The sequence below is a fragment of the Tenacibaculum sp. 1B UA genome (assembly GCF_033978845.1).
Classification (GTDB): domain Bacteria; phylum Bacteroidota; class Bacteroidia; order Flavobacteriales; family Flavobacteriaceae; genus Polaribacter.
In genome coordinates this window covers 46,946-73,096 of record NZ_JAKVUA010000008.1, presented here as the reverse complement: position 1 = coordinate 73,096, position 26,151 = coordinate 46,946, and the positions used below count along the sequence as shown (strand labels likewise).

Annotated in this window: 30 protein-coding genes; 16 read left to right on the top strand and 14 right to left on the bottom strand. The window is 30.3% G+C overall.

The window, feature by feature from the left end:
- Window positions 1-46: 46 nt before the first annotated feature.
- From crcB to MK851_RS08245, 3 genes are all read right to left on the bottom strand, one after another.
- On the bottom strand, window positions 47-439 hold the full coding sequence (gene crcB / locus MK851_RS08255) for a fluoride efflux transporter CrcB (RefSeq protein ID WP_303509076.1): 393 nt from the start codon (window positions 437-439) through the stop codon (window positions 47-49).
- 149 nt (window positions 440-588) lie between these two features.
- Complete coding sequence (locus MK851_RS08250) at window positions 589-1,560, bottom strand: DoxX family protein (protein WP_320243061.1); 972 nt, start codon at window positions 1,558-1,560, stop codon at window positions 589-591.
- 16 nt (window positions 1,561-1,576) lie between these two features.
- Window positions 1,577-2,122, bottom strand: coding sequence for a DUF1599 domain-containing protein (locus tag MK851_RS08245; RefSeq protein ID WP_320243060.1), 546 nt, complete (start codon window positions 2,120-2,122; stop codon window positions 1,577-1,579).
- An 80-nt stretch (window positions 2,123-2,202) separates the two neighbouring features.
- Here MK851_RS08245 and folP point away from each other — a divergent pair, with 80 nt between their 5' ends.
- Both folP and cdaA read left to right on the top strand, forming a co-directional pair.
- The gene (gene folP, locus MK851_RS08240) at window positions 2,203-3,021 is read left to right on the top strand and encodes a dihydropteroate synthase (RefSeq protein WP_320243058.1); all 819 of its coding nucleotides are present in this window, start codon (window positions 2,203-2,205) and stop codon (window positions 3,019-3,021) included.
- Window positions 3,022-3,104: 83 nt separating this feature from the next.
- The gene (cdaA, locus tag MK851_RS08235) at window positions 3,105-3,887 is read left to right on the top strand and encodes a diadenylate cyclase CdaA (protein ID WP_115902001.1); all 783 of its coding nucleotides are present in this window, start codon (window positions 3,105-3,107) and stop codon (window positions 3,885-3,887) included.
- Window positions 3,888-3,932: 45 nt separating this feature from the next.
- Here the strand turns inward: cdaA and MK851_RS08230 are convergent, their stop codons facing one another.
- From MK851_RS08230 to truA, 3 genes are all read right to left on the bottom strand, one after another.
- Entirely contained in the window at window positions 3,933-4,376 is a 444-nt protein-coding gene (locus MK851_RS08230) for a hypothetical protein (protein WP_115902002.1), read from the bottom strand.
- A gap of 70 nt (window positions 4,377-4,446) precedes the next feature.
- The gene (locus MK851_RS08225; protein WP_408034055.1) at window positions 4,447-6,213 is read right to left on the bottom strand and encodes an ABC transporter ATP-binding protein; all 1,767 of its coding nucleotides are present in this window, start codon (window positions 6,211-6,213) and stop codon (window positions 4,447-4,449) included.
- Complete coding sequence (gene truA / locus MK851_RS08220) at window positions 6,213-6,947, bottom strand: tRNA pseudouridine(38-40) synthase TruA (RefSeq protein WP_320243053.1); 735 nt, start codon at window positions 6,945-6,947, stop codon at window positions 6,213-6,215. The genes MK851_RS08225 and truA overlap by 1 nt, the downstream gene beginning before the upstream one ends.
- 229 nt (window positions 6,948-7,176) lie before the next feature.
- On the opposite strand from truA, the gene MK851_RS08215 reads away from it, so the two are divergent.
- On the top strand, window positions 7,177-7,674 hold the full coding sequence (locus tag MK851_RS08215) for a metallophosphoesterase family protein (RefSeq protein WP_303509102.1): 498 nt from the start codon (window positions 7,177-7,179) through the stop codon (window positions 7,672-7,674).
- On the opposite strand, the gene MK851_RS08210 is transcribed toward MK851_RS08215, so the two are convergent.
- The 4 genes from MK851_RS08210 to MK851_RS08195 form a co-directional block, all read right to left on the bottom strand.
- On the bottom strand, window positions 7,657-9,429 hold the full coding sequence (locus tag MK851_RS08210; RefSeq protein WP_303509105.1) for a tetratricopeptide repeat-containing sensor histidine kinase: 1,773 nt from the start codon (window positions 9,427-9,429) through the stop codon (window positions 7,657-7,659). The two genes, MK851_RS08215 and MK851_RS08210, sit on opposite strands and share 18 nt — an antisense overlap.
- A gap of 17 nt (window positions 9,430-9,446) precedes the next feature.
- Window positions 9,447-10,118 carry a hypothetical protein gene (locus MK851_RS08205; protein WP_320243049.1) on the bottom strand — a complete coding sequence of 224 codons (672 nt, stop codon included), beginning with the start codon at window positions 10,116-10,118 and terminating at the stop codon, window positions 9,447-9,449.
- A 264-nt stretch (window positions 10,119-10,382) separates the two neighbouring features.
- On the bottom strand, window positions 10,383-11,039 hold the full coding sequence (locus MK851_RS08200) for a response regulator transcription factor (RefSeq protein ID WP_320243047.1): 657 nt from the start codon (window positions 11,037-11,039) through the stop codon (window positions 10,383-10,385).
- 218 nt (window positions 11,040-11,257) lie between these two features.
- Window positions 11,258-11,692, bottom strand: coding sequence for a DUF4293 domain-containing protein (locus MK851_RS08195; RefSeq protein WP_320243045.1), 435 nt, complete (start codon window positions 11,690-11,692; stop codon window positions 11,258-11,260).
- 199 nt (window positions 11,693-11,891) lie between these two features.
- Here MK851_RS08195 and rho point away from each other — a divergent pair, with 199 nt between their 5' ends.
- Window positions 11,892-13,520: a transcription termination factor Rho gene (gene rho, locus MK851_RS08190; RefSeq protein WP_320243043.1), complete on the top strand. Its 1,629-nt coding sequence runs from the start codon at window positions 11,892-11,894 to the stop codon at window positions 13,518-13,520.
- A 44-nt stretch (window positions 13,521-13,564) separates the two neighbouring features.
- On the opposite strand, the gene MK851_RS08185 is transcribed toward rho, so the two are convergent.
- The 3 genes from MK851_RS08185 to MK851_RS08175 form a co-directional block, all read right to left on the bottom strand.
- Window positions 13,565-14,113, bottom strand: coding sequence for a 5-formyltetrahydrofolate cyclo-ligase (locus MK851_RS08185; RefSeq protein ID WP_320243041.1), 549 nt, complete (start codon window positions 14,111-14,113; stop codon window positions 13,565-13,567).
- 4 nt (window positions 14,114-14,117) lie between these two features.
- Window positions 14,118-14,483: an MmcQ/YjbR family DNA-binding protein gene (locus tag MK851_RS08180; RefSeq protein ID WP_303509118.1), complete on the bottom strand. Its 366-nt coding sequence runs from the start codon at window positions 14,481-14,483 to the stop codon at window positions 14,118-14,120.
- A gap of 247 nt (window positions 14,484-14,730) precedes the next feature.
- The gene (locus tag MK851_RS08175) at window positions 14,731-15,342 is read right to left on the bottom strand and encodes a DUF4230 domain-containing protein (protein WP_320243039.1); all 612 of its coding nucleotides are present in this window, start codon (window positions 15,340-15,342) and stop codon (window positions 14,731-14,733) included.
- A 152-nt stretch (window positions 15,343-15,494) separates the two neighbouring features.
- On the opposite strand from MK851_RS08175, the gene MK851_RS08170 reads away from it, so the two are divergent.
- The 7 genes from MK851_RS08170 to MK851_RS08140 all read left to right on the top strand — a co-directional run bounded on the left by MK851_RS08170 (window position 15,495) and on the right by MK851_RS08140 (window position 21,400).
- Entirely contained in the window at window positions 15,495-16,592 is a 1,098-nt protein-coding gene (locus MK851_RS08170; protein ID WP_303509122.1) for a sensor histidine kinase, read from the top strand.
- 5 nt (window positions 16,593-16,597) lie between these two features.
- Window positions 16,598-17,923 carry a sigma-54 dependent transcriptional regulator gene (locus MK851_RS08165; RefSeq protein WP_320243036.1) on the top strand — a complete coding sequence of 442 codons (1,326 nt, stop codon included), beginning with the start codon at window positions 16,598-16,600 and terminating at the stop codon, window positions 17,921-17,923.
- 181 nt (window positions 17,924-18,104) lie between these two features.
- On the top strand, window positions 18,105-18,272 hold the full coding sequence (locus MK851_RS08160) for a hypothetical protein (RefSeq protein WP_170137046.1): 168 nt from the start codon (window positions 18,105-18,107) through the stop codon (window positions 18,270-18,272).
- 68 nt (window positions 18,273-18,340) lie between these two features.
- Window positions 18,341-19,642: a Glu/Leu/Phe/Val family dehydrogenase gene (locus tag MK851_RS08155; protein WP_115902055.1), complete on the top strand. Its 1,302-nt coding sequence runs from the start codon at window positions 18,341-18,343 to the stop codon at window positions 19,640-19,642.
- An 11-nt stretch (window positions 19,643-19,653) separates the two neighbouring features.
- Window positions 19,654-20,073, top strand: a complete 420-nt coding sequence (locus MK851_RS08150) for a GreA/GreB family elongation factor (RefSeq protein ID WP_115902017.1) — start codon at window positions 19,654-19,656, stop codon at window positions 20,071-20,073.
- Between the two features lie 10 nt (window positions 20,074-20,083).
- Complete coding sequence (locus tag MK851_RS08145) at window positions 20,084-20,470, top strand: hypothetical protein (RefSeq protein ID WP_303509130.1); 387 nt, start codon at window positions 20,084-20,086, stop codon at window positions 20,468-20,470.
- A 186-nt stretch (window positions 20,471-20,656) separates the two neighbouring features.
- Entirely contained in the window at window positions 20,657-21,400 is a 744-nt protein-coding gene (locus MK851_RS08140; RefSeq protein WP_320243030.1) for a ThiF family adenylyltransferase, read from the top strand.
- On the opposite strand, the gene MK851_RS08135 is transcribed toward MK851_RS08140, so the two are convergent.
- Window positions 21,397-22,158 carry a response regulator transcription factor gene (locus MK851_RS08135; RefSeq protein WP_303509135.1) on the bottom strand — a complete coding sequence of 254 codons (762 nt, stop codon included), beginning with the start codon at window positions 22,156-22,158 and terminating at the stop codon, window positions 21,397-21,399. The genes MK851_RS08140 and MK851_RS08135 overlap by 4 nt on opposite strands.
- Window positions 22,159-22,326: 168 nt before the next feature.
- On the opposite strand from MK851_RS08135, the gene MK851_RS08130 reads away from it, so the two are divergent.
- The 5 genes from MK851_RS08130 (at window position 22,327) to MK851_RS08110 (ending at window position 26,145) form a co-directional block, all read left to right on the top strand.
- On the top strand, window positions 22,327-23,013 hold the full coding sequence (locus tag MK851_RS08130; RefSeq protein WP_320243027.1) for a hypothetical protein: 687 nt from the start codon (window positions 22,327-22,329) through the stop codon (window positions 23,011-23,013).
- Window positions 23,014-23,068: 55 nt separating this feature from the next.
- Window positions 23,069-25,444 carry an outer membrane beta-barrel family protein gene (locus MK851_RS08125; RefSeq protein WP_320243025.1) on the top strand — a complete coding sequence of 792 codons (2,376 nt, stop codon included), beginning with the start codon at window positions 23,069-23,071 and terminating at the stop codon, window positions 25,442-25,444.
- Between the two features lie 103 nt (window positions 25,445-25,547).
- The gene (locus MK851_RS08120) at window positions 25,548-25,736 is read left to right on the top strand and encodes a class I lanthipeptide (RefSeq protein ID WP_303509141.1); all 189 of its coding nucleotides are present in this window, start codon (window positions 25,548-25,550) and stop codon (window positions 25,734-25,736) included.
- Between the two features lie 16 nt (window positions 25,737-25,752).
- Complete coding sequence (locus MK851_RS08115) at window positions 25,753-25,944, top strand: class I lanthipeptide (protein ID WP_320243022.1); 192 nt, start codon at window positions 25,753-25,755, stop codon at window positions 25,942-25,944.
- 18 nt (window positions 25,945-25,962) lie between these two features.
- A complete protein-coding gene (locus MK851_RS08110; RefSeq protein ID WP_047790192.1) occupies window positions 25,963-26,145 on the top strand; it encodes a class I lanthipeptide in 183 nt (60 codons plus the stop codon).
- Window positions 26,146-26,151: the final 6 nt, after the last annotated feature.

Genomic DNA, 26,151 nt, shown 5'->3' with positions numbered 1-26,151 from the left:
AAATTTTACTCACAAAGTGAGGTTGGTTTTAAAGTTGTGGTATTATTTAAATTGCTTGTGGACTCGTCCAAAGATAATTTACTAAGTAAATGCCTGCAAAAACAGCTAAAAATCCGATGATAAAGCTTCCTATAGTGTATAGTGTAAAAGAGGTAAAATCGCCAGATTTTAAAAAGACGTGATTTTCATAAGCAAAGGTTGAAAAAGTGGTAAATCCACCACAGAAACCAGTAGCTAATAATAGGGTGTGGTTTTGTGTTAATGTATCATTTTTGGCAGCAAGCCCTAAAATAATACCAATAAGTAAGCTCCCAAGAATATTCGTCGTAAAAGTTCCATAAGGAATTCCTGTTTGTGAACTGTTTAAAGCTTTTCCGATAATATATCGTAATACACTTCCTGTTCCGCCACCTATAAAAACTAATAATAATTGTTTCACAAAAATATTTCTAAGTTAATAGCTTGGTTTTACTCTCTTATTGAAAGAAATGTTGTAAAAATCTTTACAAGAGCTTTTCATATCATTGCGAAAATAAGAAAACCTCACAAATTTGTGAGGCTTTACTTATGTATAAATTGTATAATTGTTTATAATTCTACATCATCAGTATCTGTCCAATTCCATTTTCCAGTGATGATTCCATTTTTTACGGTAACAATACCAGGGTTAGCTCTAATTACTGTTTTTAAAGCAGTTTCATCACAAAACCCAAAAGTGTATGGTAGTCCAAAATTTTGTTGGGTAGCTGCTAAATCTTCAATATAATCAGCTGTTAGTACGTAGACTTTATAACCTTGTTCGCTAGCTTGTTTTGCAATTTTAGAAACATCAGCAATACCTTCTTTTTCTGTTTTCTTTAAATTAGACATAATAACAAGCATTGCTTTTTCTTTTGCTAACATTTCGTCTAACTTGTCGCCTTCATCTGTTTCGATCATGAAATCATGTATAGGAGGAAGCTCGTCGCTATCTTCTGGGTATTCCATTCCTTTAGCAATATCTGTTCCTATAGAATAAGCTCTAAAATCAATAATTGGTAAATGTTGTAAAACATAATAAGTTACAATTAGTGCTAGAAAGACAGAACTAAAGGTTGTTAAAGAAGCAAACTTATTTGAAATTATAGGTTTAATATGTTTAACTCCTAAAATAAGAATAACAATAAAAACCATAAAAACAACATTCTTGTAAAATGTTTCTCCTGGAGTTAGCTTTAAAGCATCGCCAAAACAACCGCAATCTGTAACTTTATTGTAGGTGTATGAATACCAGGTTAAGAATAAGAATATTAGGTTTATACCGAATAAACTCCAAACGGTAAATTTTGCTTTATAGCCTACTAAAAGCATAATACCTAAAACTAATTCGGTAACAATTAAAAGAATTGAGAATGGTAAAGCATAAGGAATTAAAAATTCTAAATTTAATACATCGGCACCAAAGTATTCTTCAAATTTATATTGAGATCCAATAGGGTCTACCAATTTTACAAATCCAGAGTAAATAAAAAGGAGACCTACTAGTACTCTTGAAATATGTGTTAACATTTTTAAAATCATAGGGGTGTTTTTTAGGTTAATTATCTGATTCAGAAAAGTGAATCATGGCAAAAATAGCATAATTAATCATATCTTGATAATTAGCGTCAATTCCTTCAGAAACTAGGGTTTTGCCTTGATTGTTTTCAATTTGTTTTACACGGAGTAATTTTTGTAGAATTAAGTCAGTTAACGAAGAAATTCTCATATCTCTCCAAGCTTCACCATAATCATGGTTTTTGTTTTCCATTAATTCTTTGGTAACCTTTATATGTTTATCATATAAGTTTGTAGCCTCTTTTGTTGTTAGATCAGGTTGCTCAACAATACCTAAATCAATTTGAATTAATGCCATTACCGAATAATTGATAATACCAATAAACTCTGATTTTTCTCCTTCATCAACTTTTCGTTCAGTGTTTTCTTGTAATTGTCGTATACGTTGAGCTTTTATAAATATTTGATCAGTTAATGATGGAAGTCTTAAAATTCTCCAAGCACTACCATAATCACTCATTTTTTTTACAAACAAACTTCTACATTCTTCAACTACAGTATCATACTGTTTAGAGGTGTTTTGCATTTTTCTTATTTAAAAGTATTCGACCAAAAATAGTAAATATTACAAGCTTTTCATTTATTTTTACTTGGAAATTTAGTGTGATGACAATTAATTGTAAAGGAACCTTGGTAGATTTGACTAAGCCTAAGGTTATGGGGATTTTAAATGTAACTCCTGATTCTTTTTTTGATGGTGGTAAGTATAAAAATGAACGTGATATACTGTTGCAAACGGAAAAGATGTTGCATGGTGGTGCTACGTTTATTGATGTTGGTGCGTATTCTTCGAGACCTGGAGCAAAACATATTTCAGAAGAAGAGGAGCTGCAAAGAATGATTCCTGTGGTTGAGCTGTTAATTAAAAACTTTCCTGAAATTCTTATTTCAGGAGATTCTTTTAGAAGTAGAGTAGTAGAAGAATCGATATATGCAGGAGCTACCATGATTAACGATATCTCTGGAGGAAAGATGGATAAGCAAATGTTTGAAACAGTAGCAAAATTGCAAGTTCCATATATAATGATGCATATGCAAGGAACACCACAAAGTATGCAACAAAATCCGCAATATGAAAATGTGGTTACAGAAGTAATTTCTTTTTTTGCAGAACAACTTTTTAAGCTTAGAGCTTTAAAAGTAAATGATGTACTAATTGATGTTGGTTTTGGTTTTGGAAAAACGCTCGATCAAAACTATAAGTTACTTAAAGAATTATCGTTGTTTAAAAGTTTAGAAGCACCTATTTTAACAGGGGTTTCTAGAAAGTCGATGTTATATAATTTGTTAAATATAACACCACAAGAAGTTTTAAATGCTACGACTGTAGCAAATACAGTTGCTTTGTTAAATGGAACACATATTTTAAGAGTGCACGATGTAAAGGAGGCTGTTGAAGCAGTTAAAATTGTGGAACAGTTGTAATAAAATCATTACATTTACTTATTAAGTTATGTGTAGTGCCTACTAATTTGTTTTTAAAAGGCTAAAAAAACTTCAAAAAATTAATGAACTTGGATTTTATTGACTTTTCATTCCTTGATGTGTTAGATATATTTTTAGTAGCAGTGCTACTTTATTATATCTATAAATTATTAAAAGGAACAGTCGCTATTAATATTGTAATAGGAATTGCTTTTATATTTTTGATATGGAAGGTAACACAGGCTTTACATATGGAAATGTTAAGTGGAATTTTAGGTTACTTACTTTCAGGTGGGGTCATTGCACTTATTATTGTGTTCCAACAAGAAATTCGAAAGTTTTTATTAATGATTGGAACTACTAATTTTTCAACAAAAAAAGGTTTTTTAAATCAGTTGAAGTTTTTAAAAACAGAAATTCATTCTGAAACAGATGTTGAAACTATTTTAATGGCTTGCGCTAACTTATCGAAAACAAAAACAGGAGCATTATTAGTTATTGAGAAAACAAATAATTTAGATTTTTTAATTAATACTGGAGATAAGATGAATGCCTTGGTTAATGAAGTTATTATTGAGAGTATTTTTTATAAAAACAGTCCGTTACATGATGGTGCGACAGTTATTCGTGACAATTATATTGTGGCAACTCGAGTAATATTACCAGTTTCTAACAGTACTAAAATACCTTCAAGGTTTGGGTTACGTCACAGAGCGGCTATTGGTGTTAGTGAAAAAACCGATGCAATTTGTTTATTGGTTTCAGAAGAAACAGGAGAGATTTCGTATATAAAAGATGGAGAATTTGTATTGTACAAGTCATTAGAAGAGCTCCATAGAAAATTAGAAAAAGATGTAATGGCATAAAAAAACTCGCAATTTGCGAGTTTTTTTTATGATCTGTCCAAAAGATTATTGAGCAGGAGCCATTTTAGATTGAATAGCAGTCATAACTTCACTAAACTTTACAGCATCTTCTTGGCTTAAGTTACCAAGAATATCTTGTGACTTTTTAGCTAACTCAACACCTTTTTGAGCTAATTCAGAATTTTTTACAACATCACCTTTTGCATCAATGTATGTTTTAGCATACTCAGCATAAGATTGTAAGTATTCACCTACTTTTGGATCTTCAAATTCAGGAATTTCAACACCTTCGATTGTAGAACCTACAGCTTTAGCAGCTTCTTCAGTAGCCTCTTTAGCTTCTTCTGTTGCTTTAGTTGCAGCTTCTTTAGCTTCTTCAGTAGCTTTTTCTACAGTTTCTACAGCATCTTTAGCTTCCTCTTTAGTATTTTTACATGATGTTGCTAATAAAGCACCAACAACAAATACTGATAAAATTACTCTTTTCATCGTTTATTGATTTTTAGTTTTTAAGATTGAATAACAAATGTACTACTTTGATTGATGTAAACAAATTTATTTACACCACTGTTTCATTATTAAACTGTTTTTCGTACAAATTCTTATAATAACCCTCATGTTTTTTTAATAATTGTGTATGATTTCCTTTTTCAACAATGCAACCTTTGTCCATAACGATAATCATATCTGCTTTTTTAATGGTCGCTAAACGATGTGCAATTACAATAGAAGTCCTGTCTTTGGTGATTTCATCAGTTGCGTATTGAATCATTTGTTCAGAATGTGTGTCAACTGATGAGGTAGCCTCGTCTAAAATTAAAATACTTGGCTTACTAACATAGGCACGTAAAAAGGCAATTAATTGACGTTGACCTGAAGATAACATGCCCCCGCGTTCTTTTACATTATAATGATAGTTGTTAGGAAGAGTCATTATAAACTTGTGAATCCCTATCTGTTTTGCTGCTATTTGAACTTCTTCAAAAGAAATGTTTTCATTGTTTAAAGTAATGTTGTTTAAAATACTATCTGAGAATAAAAATACATCTTGTAATACTACAGCTACTTTTTGACGTAAAGAAGTTATTTTGTAATCTTGAACAGGAATGTTATCAATAGATATTTCACCACTATCTATTTCGTAAAAACGATTTATAAGATTAATTATGGTTGATTTACCTGCACCTGTAGCTCCCACAATGGCAACTGTTTGTCCTTTTTTAACATTAAAACTAATTCCTTTTAAAATTTCTGCTCCTTTTATATAGCTAAACCGTACATCTTTAAAGTCAATAGTTCCTTGTATGTTATTAGCAGTAATCGTTCCATTTTTGTCTATAGAACTTTCAGTATCTATTATATTAAAAACACGTTCACCAGCTACAATTCCCATTTGTAGTTGATTAAACTTATCAGCTATTTGCCTTAAAGGTCTAAAAAGCATTTGAGCCATTTTTATAAAACCAATAATGGCACCAACACTTACAGCTTTGTCTTCAACAACTTGTAAACCACCATACCATACAATTAAGCCTATTGCTATTGAAGATAGTATTTCGGCGATAGGGAAGAAAATAGAGTAGTACCATACGGTTTTAACATGTGCTTTTTTATGTTTATTGTTAATATCAATAAAATTTTTGTACTCAATTTTTTCTCTATTAAAGAGTTGGACAATTTTCATTCCTGTAACTCTTTCTTGTACAAAACTGTTTAGGTTTGCTACTTGGTTACGAACATCTTGAAAGGTAGATTTAATTGCTATTTGAAATAGTTTAGTAGCGTAAATTAACACAGGTAGAGTTGCAAGTGCGATTAATGCTAGCTTCCAGTTTGTATAGAACATTACCATGATTACTACAATCATTTTTAAAACATCGCTAACAATCATAAAAACACCCTGTGTAAAAAAATTAGCAATGGTTTCTATATCTGAAACAACACGAGTTACTAACTTTCCAACTGAAGAGTTATCAAAATACCCCATTTTAAATTGAAGTATTTTCCTAAAAGTTTTAGCCCTTATATCTCTAATAATATGTTGCCCTACCCAGTTTGCATAATAGATAAAACTAAACTGAAATAATACTTGAATAAGTAAAACAACAATCATGGCAATTGTAAAATACAACAGCCTTGTAATGTCTTTGGTTACTGTAAAGTCGTCTATGGCCGTCATTAAAATGACAGGAGTTAGTACCGCAAATCCTGCTAGTAAAATGGTAGATAATGCCGCAATTATAAATCGTACACGGTATTTTTTTGCAAAACTCATAAGTCGTGCAAAAATTTTAATATCAAATGCTTTTCCTGTTGTTTTGCTCACTATATATAGTCGTATTTTACTTTTGTTAAAAATAAACCTTTTGCAGGAACTGACACTCCTGCTTTGCTTCGATTTTTACTTTCTATAATGTTTTTAAAATCATCTAAAGTTATTTTTTCTAAACCAACCTCAATCAAGGTACCTACTATAGCACGAACCATGTTTCTTAAAAAACGATTAGCACTAATATGAAAGGTTAGTTCATTTCCACTTTTTATCCATTTTGCATTAGTTACTGTGCAATTAAACGTATGTACATCTGTTTTTACTTTTGAAAAACATTTAAAATCTTCATAATCATAAAGAATTGTAGCAGCTTTATTCATCAATTCTATGTTTAATTGCTGGCGGTGTAATTGCCAAGTAGTATCTAACAAAAACGGATTTCTACCTAGCCAAATTTTGTATTCATAGCTTCTGCTAAGTGCATCAAAACGAGTATGAGCATCGTTATGCATTAATTGTGTATTAAATATAACGATGTCATCGGGCAAAATAGCGTTCAACTTGTAGGTGAAATTATCGTTTAGTAGAGTTTCTACATCAAAATGAGCAAACATTTGAGAGGCATGTACACCTGCATCTGTTCTTCCAGCTCCTACAATATTTATTTCTTTTCTTAAAATAGTGCTAATAGCCTTATTTATTTTTTCTTGAACTGAAATTGCGTGTGGCTGTATTTGCCATCCATGATAATTTTTTCCGTTGTATGCTAATTCAATAAAATACCTCAAGAAGTGTAAAGATTTTAAATAGCTAAATTATAAAATTATAACTTGAAATGTACTAGATAGGAGGTGAAATAATGTTTTTGAGATTTATTAACATATGTTAACAGGTTAACTGAATGTTTGTGTTATTTTTGTTCACTTTTAAAATAAGATAGTGAATTCCCCTTAGTATAAAGAAATCCATGATGTAATGTCGTGGATTTTTCCTTTTTAATTCATTAGTTTTGTTTTAATGAAGAAAATTTTACTCCTTTCCGATACACATAGTTTTATTGATAATCAAATTTTAAAGTTTGTAAAGCAAGCTGATGAGGTTTGGCATGCAGGTGATATTGGAGATTTACAGGTTACTGATAGAATAAAAAGCCTAAAGCCACTTAGAGCGGTGTATGGAAATATTGACGATAAAAACGCTAGGGCAGAATTTCCGTTAGACAATAAGTTTATAGTTGATGGTATTTCGGTTTGGATAACTCATATTGGAGGCTATCCGAATAAATACAATCAACGGGTTAGAGAAGAGTTAAAAAGTAAAACACCTCAATTGTTTATTTGTGGACATTCACATATATTAAAGGTTCAGTACGATAAAAAACTAAATTTACTTCATTTAAATCCAGGAGCTGCAGGAAACCATGGGTTCCATAAGGTTAGAACGATGTTACGTTTTGAAATAGATAATGGTAGTGTGAAAAATATGGAAATTATTGAGCTAGCTAACAGAGGTTAATTTATTGAGTTTTTTTTCTTTACTAAGTATAGGAACAGCAATATGTATAGAAGTACCTACATTTATTTCAGACTTAATGGTTAGTTTACCATCCATCATATGAATTCTAGCTTCAACTTGATTAAGACCAATACCATCAGAAAAAGAGGAAGACGAGGTAGAAAATCCTACCCCATCATCCTTAACGAGAACGGTTAGTTGATTCTTCTCTTCCTTTAAATCTATTTGCGCATGTTTAGCTTTACTGTGCTTCAAAATATTATTGATTAATTCTTGAATCACATTAAATATTTTTATTTCAAATTCCTGATTATATCTGTTGATGTTTTTTGCAGAAACTTCAAGTTTTAACTGGCTGTTAGAATATTTTTTAACAACGTCTTTAATTGCATATTCTAACCCAAATTTTAGTAAAATAGAAGAAACTAAATTGTGAGACAAGTCTCTTACTTTTTGCGACGCTTCAGAAATTATAGCTTGTGTTTTTTCTATTTCTTGAGGGGTGTCTCCATTAAATTGTTTTTTTGTAGCAGTTAAATGCATGTTTGCCGATGAAAGTAGCGCGCTAACATTATCATGCAGTATTTCTGCAATAAGTTTTCGTTCGGTTTCTTTTCCGTCTATGGTAGCGTTAAGAATTTTAACCTGTGCTTCAGACCTTACCTTCTCAAGGTTTTGTTGTTGTATAAGTTTACTTTCAGAAAGTTTAAGACGTAGGTTTTTTTGACGAAGCTTGTAGTTGTAAATGATTACTCCAGAAACTATTAAAACTAAAAAACTCAAAGCTCCAAATAGCATAGATGTTTTAGCTTCTTGAGCTTCTTCTAGTTTTCGTTGTTCTTCTACTAAAGCTGTTTTTTCTTTTTCTAAGTTAAGTTCGTGTTTTGTGTAAATTTCATCAACAATTCTTCTTATTTCAATATCTCTTAAATCATCCTTAATGTTGTAAGATTTTTCTTGATAATCATAGGCTCTGTAGTCTTTTTGTAAATATAAAGTATATGCTAAGTTAAAATATAGAAATTCTTTGTATTTGGTAGCCCTATCACTTGAGTCAAGTTTTATTAAATCTAAACCATCTAAGTAAATCTTTTTTGCCTTTTCGTAATTTTTTTGTTCTAAATAAATGCTGGCTAAATTACCAAGTGCAGCAGACTCTAAAACTTTTTTATTTGCTTTCTTGTATATTTTTATTGCTTCTAAAGAGTATTCTCTAGCTAAATCGTAAATAGAGTCTTCTCTATATATGTTAGATAAGTTGGTGTATGAGCTTGCTTTGGTAGTGAGATTTTGCTGATTAAAAGAGTTGCTAGCTAGTATTTCTTTATAGTACTTAATGGCGCTATCTTTCTCTTTGGAAATATGAAACTGCCCACCAATACGTAAAAGTATCTTGTTTATGTTAAAACTGTTTTCGGCTGTACTTAAGTGCTCACTTTTAAATGAAGAATCAGACTTAAAATTTGTTAAAGCTTTTTTATAATATATTATAGCTTTTTTATGGTCATTTATTTGTCTGAAAATATTTCCGATTAGAAATGAAGTTTTATATTTCAATTCAAAATGACCTAATGAATCTGTTTCAGAGAGTATTTTTAGGCTTTTTTCTAATGAAATACTATATTTTTCGTTTTTAAAAAGTTCTTTTGCTTTTTTATATTCATCATACAAGTGTTCTTCTTTTTCCTGACTGTAAGAAAAAGAAGTAAAAGCTATCGTGATTATTATAAAAAAGAGCAAAGATCTTTTGTGCATTTTCTTTATAAAATATATTAAAGTATATCTACAATAATGGACTTTGGTTTTCTGTCAATAGCTAATTCATCTTCTGTTCTACTAGCATATTTATGATTTACAAAATCTAATTTTAACATTTTAGACTCAGAGTTCATTTCTAATTCTCTTGAAAATGTTTTTTGATCTGAGGTACCATTTGATAAATGAACTTCATAAGTTTCAATATCTTCATTATAAACGAAATCTGTTGTTACATTATCATTGATAGTAAAATCTAATTGATATGTTCCGTCACCATTTGCTGTAATACTATATGAGTTTAAAAACTCAGTAATTCCCTTAGCAAATGTAATGTTTTCGTCTTCAATGTATATGTTAGTTCTTTTTCCTTTATTAGCTTCAAAAAAACCAATTTTTAAATGATCGTTTTCAATAGAAAAATCATTAGAGTGTTTTGTGGCTGTTTTTTGTGCAGTTTCAGCTAAAACAATTTCTTTAGAGTTGTCTACATTAGTCAATGTAGTTACATCGGTATTATTAGTTGTATTGAAATCGATAGAGTAGGCCCCAGTTGCATCTCTTTTAAGAGTGTATGATTGTAATAAGTTTCCAGGACTATTCTCTATAACTTCCGTTTCGTTAGAAGAACAAGAAGCAAAAATAACACTAAGGCTCAAAGCAAGGAAATAAGGAGTAAATTTTTTCATGACTTATGGTGTTTATTATTGAGATTTAGATTTTTTAAAAAAAATAGCGATGTACTTAGGATAGATGTTAAGAGACGGGGGACGATATCTCTTAGGGATAAAAGAAAACAAAATGAAGGGGTTTTCTATACTATGTTAAATAACGCGTACATCGCTATTGGGTTTATTGTTAGTAGCAGTTGATTAGCGATGCATGAAGTGTATAGACTCGGGGGGCTTCTTAATCTGGGGGACTAAAGAAAATTTGAAGGGTTGATTATGTCTTTACACTATTTTGTTTCTCACGGCATACATCGCTAAACCTACTACATTTTTTACTTTTAATTTTTTATATAAATTACTTCTATATGTTTCTACTGTTTTAATACTGACATTTAGTTTTTTTGCAATTTCACTGGAGCTTTTCTCTTTAGCAATTAATCTTAATACAGCAACTTCCCTCTCAGTTAAGTCTCCATGCAAAAACTCAGGTTCATCTTCATCTTTTACATCTGAAGCATATAAATCTAATAATTTTACTTTAATATCTTCACTAATATATTGTATGCCGTTGTGAACAACTTTTATGGCATCAATTATTTGCTCATTAGCTCGACTTTTATCTACAAAACCATTAGCTCCTAGTGCTATCATTTCTTGAACAATTTTTGGGTCGCTTAAACCAGAAAGTATAATTGTTTTAATTTTTGTGTTACGTTTTTTAAACGTTTTTAAAACTTCAATACCATCCATTTCAGGCATATTAATATCTAAAACTAATACATCTGCTGTATTTTTAGAAGACCAGTTTACCACTTGTCTACCAGTTAAAGAATATCCCTCTACTTCAATGTCGTCTTCAGTATTTAATAAAGCAATGACCCCGTCTATTAAAATCTTATGGTCATCTGCTATGTGAACTTTTATCTTGTTGTAATTCATGGTTGTTATTACAGTTACAAATTTATGAGGTTAAAAGAGTGTGTGCAATACACAATATCCCTAATCGTTTCATTAATGACTCAGGGTTAACCCTGAGTTTTTTTTAACATTTATTTAACATTTAAAGCTGTAAGCCTTGAATATCCTGAGAAACAAAAATAAAAAACCGGGATTTAAATCCCGGTTTTTTTCGCACTAAATATACTAAGATGTTAGGTTTATCGTAATCTATCTACAGATTTTACAAGATCTTCATCCTTCTTAATGGCTCTGTTTGCTAAAACTAACAGCAAAATAACAACGATAGGAAAGAACATCCCAATACCTTTCTCAGAAACCGAAGCTTCTCCAGATAATGTTTGTGATAAATATATCAATAGTCCTAATAAAAAAAGGTTTATCAAAATGTTTAAACGGTTTAGTACAAATTGTAACTGACGATTTTTAAATAAAAATATTGTTACAATAGCTACTAAAGCTGAGATAAAAAATAAAACAGGAACACTTTTTTCTAAGATTGAGTTCCCAGGAAGTAAATCTAAAACATATACAATATTAGTTTGGGAGTTACTCCAAAGACTAAATAAAAAAGGCAATCCTCCAGAAATAATTCCTGCTACTAATAAGTATATAGATTGTATTCTTTGTATCATAATTTTTTATCGGGTAGCAAATGTAATACTTCTTTTTTTAAAAAGAAATATTAGAAGTTAAAATATTTGTATATATTTGCCTTGTATGTAACCGCACAAAATTATTATATAGCCCCTATATAATTAGCACTCAAAACAAAACTTAATACAATATAATTCTTTACACATAAAGAATTTTAGTAACTTAATTATTTAACGAATGTTCGATATTTCGGAATTAAAAACTAAAAAATTAGCTGATTTACAAGTTATTGCTAAATCAATAGGATTAACAAAGATTAGTCAACTAAAAAAACTAGACTTAGTATACAAAATTTTAGATGCGCAAGCTGAAGCAAGTGCTAATGAGGCTAAACCTGCACCTAAGGCAGAAAAACCAAAAAGGAAAAGAATTACTAAGACAGAAGCTAAAGATACTGCTACAACTGTTGATGAAAAGCCAGAGAGTAAAGTTGTTAACGAGCCAGAAGTAAAAAAAACTCCAGAAAAAGTAGCTTCAGAAAAAAAGGAAGTTGTTAATAAGCCAAAAAAGAGGCCAGAAGAGAAGAAGCAAGTTCAAGCTTCATCAGATGATAAAAAACAGCAACAGCCTCAACAACAAAAGCAACAGCATAATAAAAACCATAACAGAGGTAATAAGCACAATAAAAATCAGAATACGAATAAACAACACCACAAGAGTGGTAACAAGTATCGCGATCCAGATTTTGAATTTGATGGAATCATTGAAAGTGAAGGTGTATTAGAAATGATGCCTGACGGGTACGGATTTTTACGTTCTTCTGATTATAACTATCTATCATCACCTGACGATATTTATGTATCACAATCTCAAATAAAATTATTTGGATTAAAAACAGGAGACACTGTTCGTGGTAATGTACGTCCTCCAAAAGAAGGAGAAAAGTACTTCCCGTTAATTAGAGTTTCAAAAATTAATGGATTAAACCCAAATATTGTTCGCGATCGCGTTTCTTTTGAACACTTAACTCCATTATTTGCTGAAGAAAAATTTAATTTAGCAGAAAAAGGAAGTTCATTATCAACTAGAATTATCGATTTGTTTTCTCCAATAGGAAAAGGACAACGTGGTATGATTGTAGCACAACCTAAAACGGGTAAAACTGTGCTATTGAAAGATGTGGCAAAAGCTATTGCAGCAAATCACCCTGAAGTATATCAAATAGTTTTATTAATTGATGAGCGTCCTGAAGAAGTTACTGATATGCAACGTAGTGTACGTGGTGAAGTAGTTGCTTCTACTTTTGATGAGCCAGCAGATAAACATGTTCGTGTTGCTAACATTGTGTTAGAAAAAGCAAAGCGTTTAGTAGAGTGTGGTCATGATGTAGTGATTTTGTTAGACTCTATTACACGTTTAGCAAGAGCTTACAATACAGTAGCACCAGCATCGGGTAAGATTTTATCAGGAGGTATTGATGCGAACGCATTACACAAACCAAAACGTTTCTTTGGAGCGGCTCGTAATATTGAAAATGGTGGTTCATTAACTATTATTGCTACTGCACTTACCGAAACTGGTTCTAAAATGGATGAGGTTATCTTTGAAGAATTCAAAGGAACAGGTAACATGGAGTTACAATTAGAACGTAACATAGCAAACCGTAGAATTTACCCTGCAATTGACTTAATTAAGTCAAGTACACGTCGTGATGATTTATTATTAGACGAAAAAACAGTACAACGTATGTGGGTATTACGTAAGTATTTAGCAGATATGAACCCTATTGAAGCAATGGAGTTTATACAGGATAGAATTAAAAGATCATTGAATAACGATGAGTTCTTGATTTCAATGAACGGATAATCGTTAGTATATAAAATAAAAAATCCCGCTTTTTGCGGGATTTTTTATTTTGGGTATATCATAAAATCCAATGGAACGTCAAACTCATGAGTATCTTCTATTTTTTTGATAGGAGGAAAGAAATTAAGTCCAACAGTTCGAGTATCTTCTCTACACTCTGATAAAAATCGATCATAAAACCCTTTTCCGTAACCAACTCGGTATTTTTGTTCGTCAGAAATTAACATGGGAACAAAAACTAAATCGATATCTTTTACATTAGCTTCTTCCGCATTTACAGGTTCTGGAACTCCAAATTTATTGAGTTCAAGTTTAGTGTCTTTTTCAAAATAGAAATGAGAAAGAGTATCATCTTCAAAATTACAACGACTAACAATAATTTTTTTTCCTTTTTCTCTAAAAAAATCGATGATAGGTTTTGTGTCCACTTCATTAAACTTTCGCATGGACAAAAACAAATGTACAGTACGAACATCACTAGTTTGTAACTCGAATATTTGTTGATAAATACTTTTCTGTAGTTTTTCTTTTTCTACTTCAGTAAGTATGTTTCTCTTTTGTTTGTATAGTTTTCTAAGGTCAGGTTTAAGCATTGGGTTACAACGATTTTAATTCTTCTTTAAGTTTTTTAGTTAATCCTTTAACTATAAGTTCGTATGAGTAATCAATCAATTCAAAAACAAAAGTATCAGAAACATCATTGTTTAAAGTAACTGTATTCCAATGTTTCTTACTCATATGAAATCCTGGGTTAATACTTTCGTACTCGGTTCTTAATTCTAGGGCACGTTCAGGGTCACATTTTAAATTAACCTTAGGTTTATGTTGCTCCCAACTATCTAACCCCGATAAAGCAAACATTTTATTCATTACTTTAAACACTAAAACATTATCATCAAAAGGAAAGTGTTCAGTAACTCCTTTTTTGGTAATGCAATAGTTGCGAAATTCTTCAATATTCATTCTTTTTATTTTTATAGGATGTAAAAGCTAAGAAAATAATAGACATAAAGCTAAGTAATAAGAAAAAGTATTTAAAAATATTTACGAATATGAAAAATTCAAAGCCTCTACGCATGGAGTATTTGTCAGCTTTTTCTTGAAGTAATATTAAAGCATCATGGTTATCTATGTAATAATATAAAGAGAAAGAAAAAGCAAAAATGAATAATAATTTAAATGTTTTATAATATTTCTTCATTACAGCTAGTTATTCAATTAAATTTTGAGTTGATTCAGGAATTTTTAATGCAGAATAGTCTAGTTTCCATCCAATAGTTTCTACTAAGTTTTGCATTAGAGTAACAGCTTCCAAAGCTTCCTTGTTTGCTGTTTGCATTAGGTTGCTTTCAGGTATTTTTTGAAGAATATGCTCTTTGGCCTCTTTGTTTACTTCGGTTAAATCTTCTGAGCTAAACTTGTTAAGTAATCCGTTTTGAATATCATAGAAACGTAAATTAGGTTCTATTGAAAATACTTCGGGTTGTGGAAATTGAGATAAAATCAATACCTTTTTCTTCGTGTCGGTATGCATTTTTATTTTTCTAAAATCAAAACCAATATGCACTTTGGCATTAATTAGAATAATGGCTTTTTTCTTACTGGTAACAAGTCCTAAAAATTTTTCTCTAGTATTTTCATGATGGTATATCTCAGCAAATTCCCCTTCAACAGTAATCAGTTTAGATACTTTTTTAATTTTATCTAACAAAACTACCGATTGTTTTTCGGTTAAATTTTTTCTTCTTACTGAGGTGAATTTTTTTAAAATGTAATAGGATATGATAGCACCTCCAGCTAAACCTAAAAAAAGTAATTCCATAACAACGAATTTACATAAAATAGGTAAAGCATAAAAAAGAGAATAAATAATAAGATAGTTTTTATCATAAAAGCAAGCTAAGGATAGTTATTTTGTATTTTTATTCCCCGAAAACATAAGTGTTTATCTGAGTTTAATAAAAAAAGCTACTAATGAAGTCAGGAAGTACAACAGAAAAAGAACTAAAAGAACGTATAAAAGAGTTAACCTGTCTTTATGAGGTAACGTCTTTAATAATAAATGCCAACCTTGATCAAGTAGCTATTACTTTAAAAGCAATTGCAAAAAGTTTAAAAAGAGCATTACAGTTTCCCAAAAACACTCGAGTTTTTATTGATATAGAGGAATATTCTGAAGAAAAAAGTAAAACAGAGGAAGAACTTTGTATAATTTCAAGTACTATTCCGGTATTTAATATACCTAAAGGAAAAATATCAGCATTTATAAAAGGTAAAAAACTTAAAGATAACTTATATCTAAAAGAAGAAAAGGAACTGTTTGATACCGTAGCTAAAAAAATAGGAGGACTTTTAGAACGTATTGAAATAAAGAATAACGAATTATCAATGAGGCGTAAAATGGAACACGCCGATCGTTTATCAATTTTAGGAGAACTAACAGCAGGAATTGCCCATGAGTTAAATACCCCGCTAGCTAATATTTTAGGTTACTCAGAGTTATTAAAAGCTGATATGCATAATAATGAAAAGGCCTTAGCGGATGTAGAAAAAATTATTCAAAGCGCAATTTTTTCAAGAGAAGTAGTGAAGAAGCTAATGTATTTTGCTTGTGAGATGCCACAAGAAATGAAGGAAGTAAATATTATTCCAAGCATAAAAGATGCTATAAATTTACTGGACGCTACTTTTAGAAGACAATCTGTAAAGTATTTAGTAAAAGTAGAAGAGTCTGAATTATGGTTGCGAGCAGATACGGTTCAGCTTACTCAGATTATTTTTAACTTAATTATAAATGCTATTTACTTTTCACCAAAAGAAGGGCTAGTTACCATTGAAACATTTCAAACAGGTAAAGAAGTAGTTTTAAGAATTTCAGATGAAGGCATAGGGTTAAGTGATGAAGCTCTTGAAAAAGTGTTCCAACCTTTTTTTACCACGAAACCAACAGGAGAAGGAACAGGTTTAGGATTGAGTGTAGTGCATGGTATTGTATCAAGTCATAAAGGAACAATAACAGCTAAAAATGGCATTGAAAAAGGTGCTATCTTTGAGGTTAGGTTACCAAAATAAAAGAAATGCCGTTAAAAAAGGAAAATATATTAATAGTAGATGATGATGTTCATATCTTAGAATTGTTGCATAGACACTTACAATCTTGGAATTATCACACCTACAAAGCAGTATCGGTTAAAGAAGCAGTCACAATTTTAAGAGATACTGCAATAGACTTGTTAATTACAGATTTAAAAATGCCTGAAGTAGACGGGTTTGAACTTGTTAAGTTTGTTTCAGAGCATTATCCAAAGTTACCTAAACTTATAGTAACAGGATATCCATCAGTACAAGACTCACTTGAAGCTATTAAATCTGGTGTAGTAGCATATCTAACAAAGCCGTTTACTAAAGAAGAGTTGAAAACAGCAATGGATGATGCTTTGAAAAAATCAGAAATAAGCCAAAGAAAGGTTCCTCAAGAGAAAGAAAAAAAGAACTTTTATGGAGACATGATAGGAGCTTCAGAAAAGATTAATGAAATTTTTCAAATAATAGATCGTGTAAAAAATAATAAGGTAACGGTTTCTGTTAAAGGGGAGAGTGGAACGGGAAAAGAATTGGTAGCGCGCGCAATACATTATGAAGGGAAGTTTGCTAAAGAACCATATATAGCTGTGAACTGTGGCGCAATACCAGAGAATTTATTAGAATCTGAGTTGTTTGGTTATGTTAAAGGAGCTTTTACTGGGGCAGAAAGTAACAGAAATGGTTTTTTTCAAGCAGCAAATGGAGGGACTATATTTTTAGATGAAATAGGTAACGCTTCTTTAAATGTGCAGTCAAAACTGTTAAGAGCTTTACAAGAAAAAGAAGTGGTAAAAGTTGGAGCTCAAAAAGCGGAGAAAGTAGATGTTAGAATTATTGCAGCAACTAACAACAACTTAAAAGAAATGATTCAAAAAGGAACATTTCGAGAAGATTTGTTTTATAGGTTAACGGTAGTAGAAATAGAGGTACCATCTTTACGAGAAAGAAAGGATGATATTTCTATGCTAGTAGAAAAATTTCTTTTTAAGTATGGTGTTGAGTATAAAGATAAGTTCATAAAAATAAGCCCTAAAGCTTTAGATGTGTTAAAACGATATAATTGGCCTGGGAATATTAGAGAGTTAGAAAACATAATACAGCGTGCAGTAATTATGTGTGATCGTATAGTTGAGGTAGAGCATTTACCGGATTCGCTAAAATATAATGTCGATTTTTCAGAAGAAGGATTAATATCTTTAAAAGAAATGGAAAAACGTCACATACAACATGTATTAAATGCTACTAATAACAATAAAACAAAAGCAGCAAAAATCCTTCAAATAGATCGTAAGACTTTACGAGAAAAGTTAAAAGAATAAATATTTTTTTGGGTGTTTTTTCTCCACTTGAGGAAAAATTCCCCACTTTAATTTTGAAGTAAATTTTACAGAAACTTCTGTATCCTTTATAAACAAAGGGTGTAGAAGTTTTTTTGTTTTTTGGCATATTTATCGGCATACCATTTGCCTTTAGAAAGAAAGAACAAAATAAATGTAATTTATGAATACTAATCCTTTTAATATTTGCCCTTCATGTACAGAAATAAATACATGCGTGTTAACCAAATCTAAAGAAAAGGTGTGGTCATGTAGTGAGTATAATGAGGTGAGTGCCGAAGAAGTAAAGAAAAAAGAGGTAGTTGCAGAACAAGAAATGCAAGCTGTTTAAGGGAGTCAGGTATGAATAATACAAAAAGTAAAATTTTAGGTAGTAAAATAAATTCAAACATAAGTGAGATGACATTAACCAAAGAATTAAAAAAACCAACGAAGCGAAAGAATGCTAGAGGAATGGTTGATAATGTACTAGAACAGTTTAATAGTGCATCTGATCAAATTGGTTTACACCCTAATATTCGTAAAATATTAAGTATTACGAATAACGAAATCATTGTTAATTTTCCTGTGAAAATGGATAATGGAGGTGTTGAAATTTTTCAAGGATATCGTGTACAACACAATAATGCATTAGGTCCGTATAAAGGAGGTTTACGTTACCACCCAACGGTAGATATTGATGCAGCAAGAGCTTTGGCAATGTGGATGACATGGAAAACATCTTTAGCAGGTTTACCATACGGTGGAGGTAAAGGAGGTATTCAAATTGACCCTACCAAATATTCAAAAGATGAATTAGAACGTATTACTAGACGTTTTACGTTTGCTTTAGGAGATAATATTGGGCCAGAGCATGATATCCCTGCTCCAGATGTAAATACAAGTGCCCAAACTATGGCGTGGATGGCAGATACGTATATGAGTACTAAAGCACCTGCGGAACGTTCAATGAATCAACATGTAGTAACAGGAAAACCAATAGGAAGTGGTGGACTTGAAGGGCGTGATAGAGCAACAGGTTATGGAGTTTTCTTAACTATTAAGTTTTGGGTAGAACAAAATAATGAGAGTTTAGAAGGTAAAACTTTTATTGTGCAAGGTTTTGGTAATGTTGGTTATTGGGCATCATACTTTTTAGAAAGAGAAGGAGCCAAAATGGTAGGGGTTCAAGATGCTTACGGAAGTATTCAAAATATAAATGGAATCAAGGTAGAAGATCTTTTTAACTATACAAAAGCTAATAACGGAAGTTTAGTAGGGTATCCAGAATCAATAGGAATAGAAAAAGAAGATTTTTTTGCTACCGATTGTGATATTTGTATTCCTGCCGCTTTAGGAAATCAAATCACAGAAGATAATGCGCATGTAATCAAAGCTAATTTAATAGCTGAAGGAGCAAACGGACCTATAAATGTTGAAGGAGAAAAAATTCTTTTAGAAAAAGGAGTAACAATTATCCCTGATATATTATGTAATTCAGGAGGAGTAATCACTAGTTATTTTGAATGGCTTCAAAACCGTAATGGTGAGTTATGGAATATGGAAGAAGTAATTACACGATTAGACAAGAAGCTAAAAGACTCATATACTAGAGTTTCAGATTATGCAAAGTTAGAAGGTGTAGATATGCGAAAAGCAGCATACTGTATAGCTATACAACGTATAGAAAAGGCATATGTTCAACGAGGTATTTTTCCATAAAAAACAGTAAAATGAAGTACGGAAGTTTAGTTTTAGAAAAAAAGGAGTATGTGTACATTAAGAGTTTACTAAATGTTTCAGAACATACTGAAGAAGGTAAAGTACAAACATCATTAGATAAGTTTGCTGAGGAATTAAAGTCAGCTAAGATTTTAGATGAAGAAGAAATGCTAGATGATGTAGTACGTTTAAATACTGTTATAACTATAGCTTCTGGTGATGTTTGGAAAAAAACTATTCAGATTGTAAAACCAATTGAAAAAGATTTGAAAAACAATAAAGTCTCTATTTTAACACCAATAGGTATAGCTTTGTTTGGTTATGCTTTGAATGATGTAGTTCATTGGAATTTACCAGGAGGGAAGAAAGAAGTTAAAATTTTAAAAGTAATTCAAGATAAAGGGAAAGAGAGTTTAAGTACCCTAATTTAAAGATAAAAAAATGACACTTAATAATCACGGTAGCGATATAGATGTTGTACATAAGTATAATTATGCAGAACTAAAAGGATGGGTAGATCAGTTGCAGTATATCAATAGAGAAATTGAGAACCTTTTAAGTTTACATGAGTATTCTTTAATTAATAAAGCTATTTCTAAAGAAACATTGGAACTCTTTTCCGAGAGGAAAAAAGTAAATAATGAGCTTTATAAAACTGTTTTGTCGTATTCAAATACATATGTTAATGTAGCAGAATGTGATAATATACAGTGCGATATGGCTTATTTAGGAGAGTACGATAGGTTACGTGAGAATTATCAAAATAATTTGGAAGCTTATCAAAAACTTAAAGACAAGTTTTTTGATGAAGTCTTATTAAGAGAATAGCATTCTTGTTAAGCAAGTATGTTAGATTTGTAGAGTTAGTTGTAAAACCTTGGAATCATGTAGTTCCAAGGTTTTTTTGTTTTAAAAAATATTAAAGCTCTTAATATTTTAATAACTACACTTTAGTGTAAGATTTGATTAGGTATGTTTAGTTATTTTTGCTTTAATAAACCTTATAAAAAATCAATGTATAGTAGAAATAGAATATATATTAAACCAGAAGAGCAAGAATTGATAAAGAATTATCCAATATTATTAGGCGGTAGTGGTATAGGTAGTAATATTGCTGAATGTGCTTTAAGGTTAGGTTTTGAAAAAATTACTATAGTTGATGGTGATGAGGTTGAGGTGTCAAACTTGAATAGGCAAAACTATACTGAAGATGATATCAAAACAGATAAAGTTGAAGCGCTTTCTAAAAGATTGTTATCAATTAATCCGAAAGCAGACATTACGGTTCATAATTGTTTTATTACAAAAGAAAATATACATTCAATAATTGAAGGACATAAAGTAGCGGTAAATGCTTTAGATTTTACGTCTGACATACCATTAATGTTTGATAAGATTTGTAGAGATAAAGGGGTGCCAATTATTCATCCATATAATTTAGGCTGGGGAGCTTTAGTTTCTGTAATCACACCAGATAGTTTATCGTTAGAATCAATAGCCAAAGAAGAAGAGAAGTTTAACGAAGTAAAAATGGTAGAATACGCAGTAAGTTATATGAAGTTTTGGGGAAAGCCTCAGAAATGGATAGAAGATGTTATAGAAGAATACAAAAAAGAGAAGGAAGTATTACCTCCTCCTCAATTATCTGTAGCTTCATGGTTGGTAGCGTCTATTTGTGCTCACTTGCTATTTAATATTTCTACAGGTAAACCTGTAAAAAAATTTCCTGAATTTTACTTGTCATCAATTAATAGTTAAATAAGTCTATTATTGGTAGCAAAAGAAATTGCCTCTGTTATGTTAGCAACTTCTAATTTATCAAATAATTTTTTTCTGTGAAATTTAACAGTATCAGGAGATACAAAAATAGATTCAGCTATTTCATTGATCTTAAAACCTCTTGCAGAATACTGTAATATTTCTTTTTCTCTATTTGTAAGTGTTATTTTTTCTTCTGTTTTCCAATATTTACCTTCTAGATTATAAGTAAACATTTTGTTGTCTCCTTGTTTGTATATTTTGATATTACCAGAGTGTTGTTCTGTAGATAAAGAGATAATACATATAGCTTTCCAAACTTTACCATCTTTATTCAAAAATAAAGGAGTTAATTTTTGGTTTATTAAAATAGTTTTTTTCTCTTGATTTTTAATATTAAAATCATAGGAAATTGTGTAGAGTAACCTTTCTTCAATGGGTAGTTTTTCAAAAAAATCAAAACCTACCGTATTTATTTTTAAAAGTAAATCTAAATCGGGGGGGGTAACGTACTTAAAATAAAAAGCATACCCCATCTCTTTTACTTCTTCAGCTGTATGACCACACAAGAATAAGGGGTTATCAGAAACATATTCAAATCCTTTCTTTTGATAGTCAATAATATAAATACTTTTATAAGTGGTTCTTGCAAAAGCTTTTATAGGAGCTAAATAATCAGATGTTTTAAGAAGTTCATTTTCAGAAATATTATCAACAGTGTTTTTCATTGAAAAAAAATCATTGATGTTGTTTTCCATAATTAAAAATATTGAAGAGTTCTAACAAATCTACTAAAAAGTATATTATTATGTCTAATAAAACTACACTTTAGTGTAGTTTGTTGGTCATCAATATCTTAACTACACTTTTGTGTAATTAAAAAGCAGGAATCTATAGATAGTTTTGAGAGTATAAAACACAATGTTATGACTTTTAAAAACAAATCCTTAGAAATATTATCATCAAGTGAAATGATAAATTTAGCTGAATTCATAGTTAAAGAGAATTTTAAACATCACACTAAAGGAAACTTACCAAGTAATTATTATTCAAGTGTTCAATCTATTTATAAAGAGGAGTTAGATTTTTCTAAGAGCTCAAAAGTATTTGTTTCAAAAAATGATAAAGGAGAAATTGAAGGTGCTATAAGAGTGCTAAGATGGGATTACTCAAGAAAGTTACCAATTCAAAAAATATTTGGAATAAACCCGATAGAGATTGCAGGTATGTCTCCTTTAAAAACAATTTGGCACATAGGTAGATTCGCAATAAAAAAAGAGGTTAGTGATATAAACCTTTTTAAAAAACTAATGATTTGTGCCATAAGCCCAATTTGTGAAAAAGAAAATTCTGTGGCTTTTGCAGAATGTGATAGTAAGTTGTTGAGAGTTTTAAGAATTTTAGGAATAGAAGCTACTGTGGTTGGTGAGGCAGTGAATTATTTAGGTTCAGAGACTATACCTGTGTGTATGACTTATTCAGGCTTAATAGGGTTTTATAGAAAAAATAAGCATTTGATATTTAAATCAATAGACAATAGTTCGGTAAAAAAATCAAAACTACCTGAAAGTGTATTTGTTGATAATCAAATATCTAACTACACTTTAGTGTAATGAGATAGGTGTAGAGGTCATTTAAATTTGAAGTATAATAAAATAAATTAAAGAAATGAAGAAACAAGTTCTAAATATGATTCTGCTTTTAATGTGTACAAACATTTTCTCTCAAATAACATATAAAGGGGTGGTTGTTGATACAGAAAAGCAGCCAATTTCTCTAGCCAATGTAATTTTATATGATTCTATAAATGAGAAGCTGATAGATGGAGTAACTACAGATGATAGAGGGGAATTTAGGTTAAAAGTAAAAGAAAAAACTTCATTTTTTATTGAAATAAGCTTTTTAGGTTTTAAAACCAAGAAAATTAATGTAACAACGAATGATTTAGGAAATATTGTTTTAGAAGAGGATACAAGCCTACTCAAAGAAGTAATAATAACTAGTAAAAAACAAACATTAGTTAGGAAAAATGATCGTTTAGTTTTTAATATAGATAAAACAGTTGCTCAAGAGTTAGGTTCTGCTGTAGAGGTATTAAGGGTAACACCTAATATAGTTATTAGAGATGACCAATTAACAATGCTTGGAAAAAGTTTTGTAAGAGTGATGGTTAACAGTAAAATGTTGCCGTTGACAGGAGACGATTTAAGAGGGTACTTAGCCAGTATTAATAGCTCCGATATTATTAGAGTTGAGGTAATAACAGTACCACCCTCTGAGTTTGAGGCTGAAGGAAATGGAGGAGTAATTAATATAGTCTTAAAAAAAGAAAAAAAAGACTTTTGGAGTGCCGTAGCCCGAGTATCAAGTACTCAGAGGACATTATTTTCCTACGGAAGAAGCCTAGCTCTTAATTATAAAAAGAAAAACACATATTTAACTGTAAATATTTCTAATGGACTTTATCTAAAAAGAAACATTTTTAGAAATAATAACTTTTTTACAAATGAAACATGGAGAGGTAATGGACCTTCAGAATATGAGGACGAGTATTTAAATTATAGATTGTCATTTACTCAAACTTTAACTAACAAATGGGAATTAGGGTTAGGATACTCAGGAACAAACTCAGATATAATTTCTTCGACAGATAATAAAGATTTGATTTACGATTTAAAGGATGAATTAAAGTACTCCTTATTATCTGATGGAGTTTCTAACAAAGACGCCAAGAGCCATGCGTTAAATTTTTACAATACAATTAAACTAGATAGTTTAGGGAAAAAGATTTCGTTAGATGTAGATTATTATAAGTCTACTTCGTTTAAAGAAGGTGAAAATAAAGGAGAAAGGAGAGAACAAAATATGATAACTCCTACTTTTTCAAACAATACAAGTATAGATTATGATTTTGAAAATATTTCAGGAAAAATAGACGTATCGCTGCCCTATAACTCAATAGATATAAAGTTAGGAGGTAAGGTGTCTTTTTCTCAAACTAATAATGACTTTAAGTTTTATGATAGTTTTGATGGAACCCCAGTTTTAGATGAGAATCAATCTAATGTATTTAATTATGACGAGCATATTTATGCAGCATATGTATCAGGAACTAAGAAAATTTCAGAAAAGTTTAGTGCAAAAGCAGGACTTAGAGTAGAGAGTACAGTAACTAAATCATACTCTAAATCGAATAACCAATCGAACGAAAATAAGTATACTAAGTTTTTTCCTACACTATACCTTACATACAAGTTAAAGGGAAATCAGTCTCTGTCGTTTAATGTAAGTAGGAGATTAAATAGACCTAGATTTGAAAGCTTGGATCCTTTTAAAATAGTTGTAAACCCATTTAAAACAATACAAGGTAATCCGTTTTTACAACCTTCATTTATTACTAACACAGAACTGATATTTAATTCTAAAAAGAACGAATTAAAGATTTATGGTCAAAAGATTACAGATAGGTATGAACAAATTTCAGAGTTAGACCCTGTAAGTAAAGTGGTAAACTATACGTATTATAACCATTTAAATATAGAAAATTACGGGATAACAGATACGTATATCTTTGATAAATTAAAATGGTTGACTTCATACAACACAATAGATATAGGATATTCTAAAATGTCTTCATCAATACCAGAAACTATTGGAGAGCAAGAAGGTTTTAATGCCTTTGTACAAACTCAGAACTATATAAAATTAAATTCTAAAAAAACGCTATCACTAGGGGTTAATTATTACCATGTTTTTGCAGCAAAACAAAATGTTTCAAGACATGGAGGTTACGGTCCTTTAGACTTATCTCTTAGATTAAAACTACTAAAAGGAGATTTAAACCTAGTGATGTATGCTAATGATATTTTAAAAACAAGTGTAACTACTGTGACAGGTTATTATAACAATGTTAAAACAACTTATAATAACTATTACGATTCAAGATCATTAAGTTTTATAGTAAGATACACATTTGGAAATAAAAATATTAGAACAAAAAGAGATAGATCAGGTAATAGAGATATACAAAATAGAGCTCAATAATAATTGAGTATATAAAATAACCAAGGCCAAGGTTTACAGACCGAAAAACAGTTAAAGTCTTAAAAATATAACTGATAATTAATTCAATATAAATTTTTTAAAGATGAAAAAAATCACATTAAACAAAGGGTTAAAGTTAAACAAAGAGGCAATTACAAAGTTACAAGACTCTCAAATGTCAACCTTTAAAGGAGGTGTTAGAGCAGCAGGACTTACTTGTGCAAACGGATCGTGTATCAAATCTTGTAACGAAAACTCTTGTAATGGCTCAGCGGACCAAGTAATTAATTAAATATAAAATTTTAAAGATGAAAAAAATCACATTAAACAAAGGATTAAGATTAAACAAAGAAGCAATTACAAAGCTTCAAGATTCTCAAATGTCTTCTTTTAAAGGAGGTATAAATGCAGCAGCAGGAGCTACTTGTGCAAATGGATCTTGTATTAAGTCATGTAATGAGGACTCTTGTATAGGAGGAGCAGATCAAGTTATTCATTAATAATAAAAACAAATAAAGATGAAAAAAATCACATTAAACAAAGGGTTAAAATTAAACAAAGAAGCAATTACAAAGCTTCAAGATTCACAAATGTCTTCTTTTAAAGGAGGAGTAAGAGAAGCAGAAGGTCTTACTTGTGCAAATGGATCTTGTATTAAGTCGTGTAATGAGGATTCTTGTAACGCTAACCGAATACAATAATAAAAA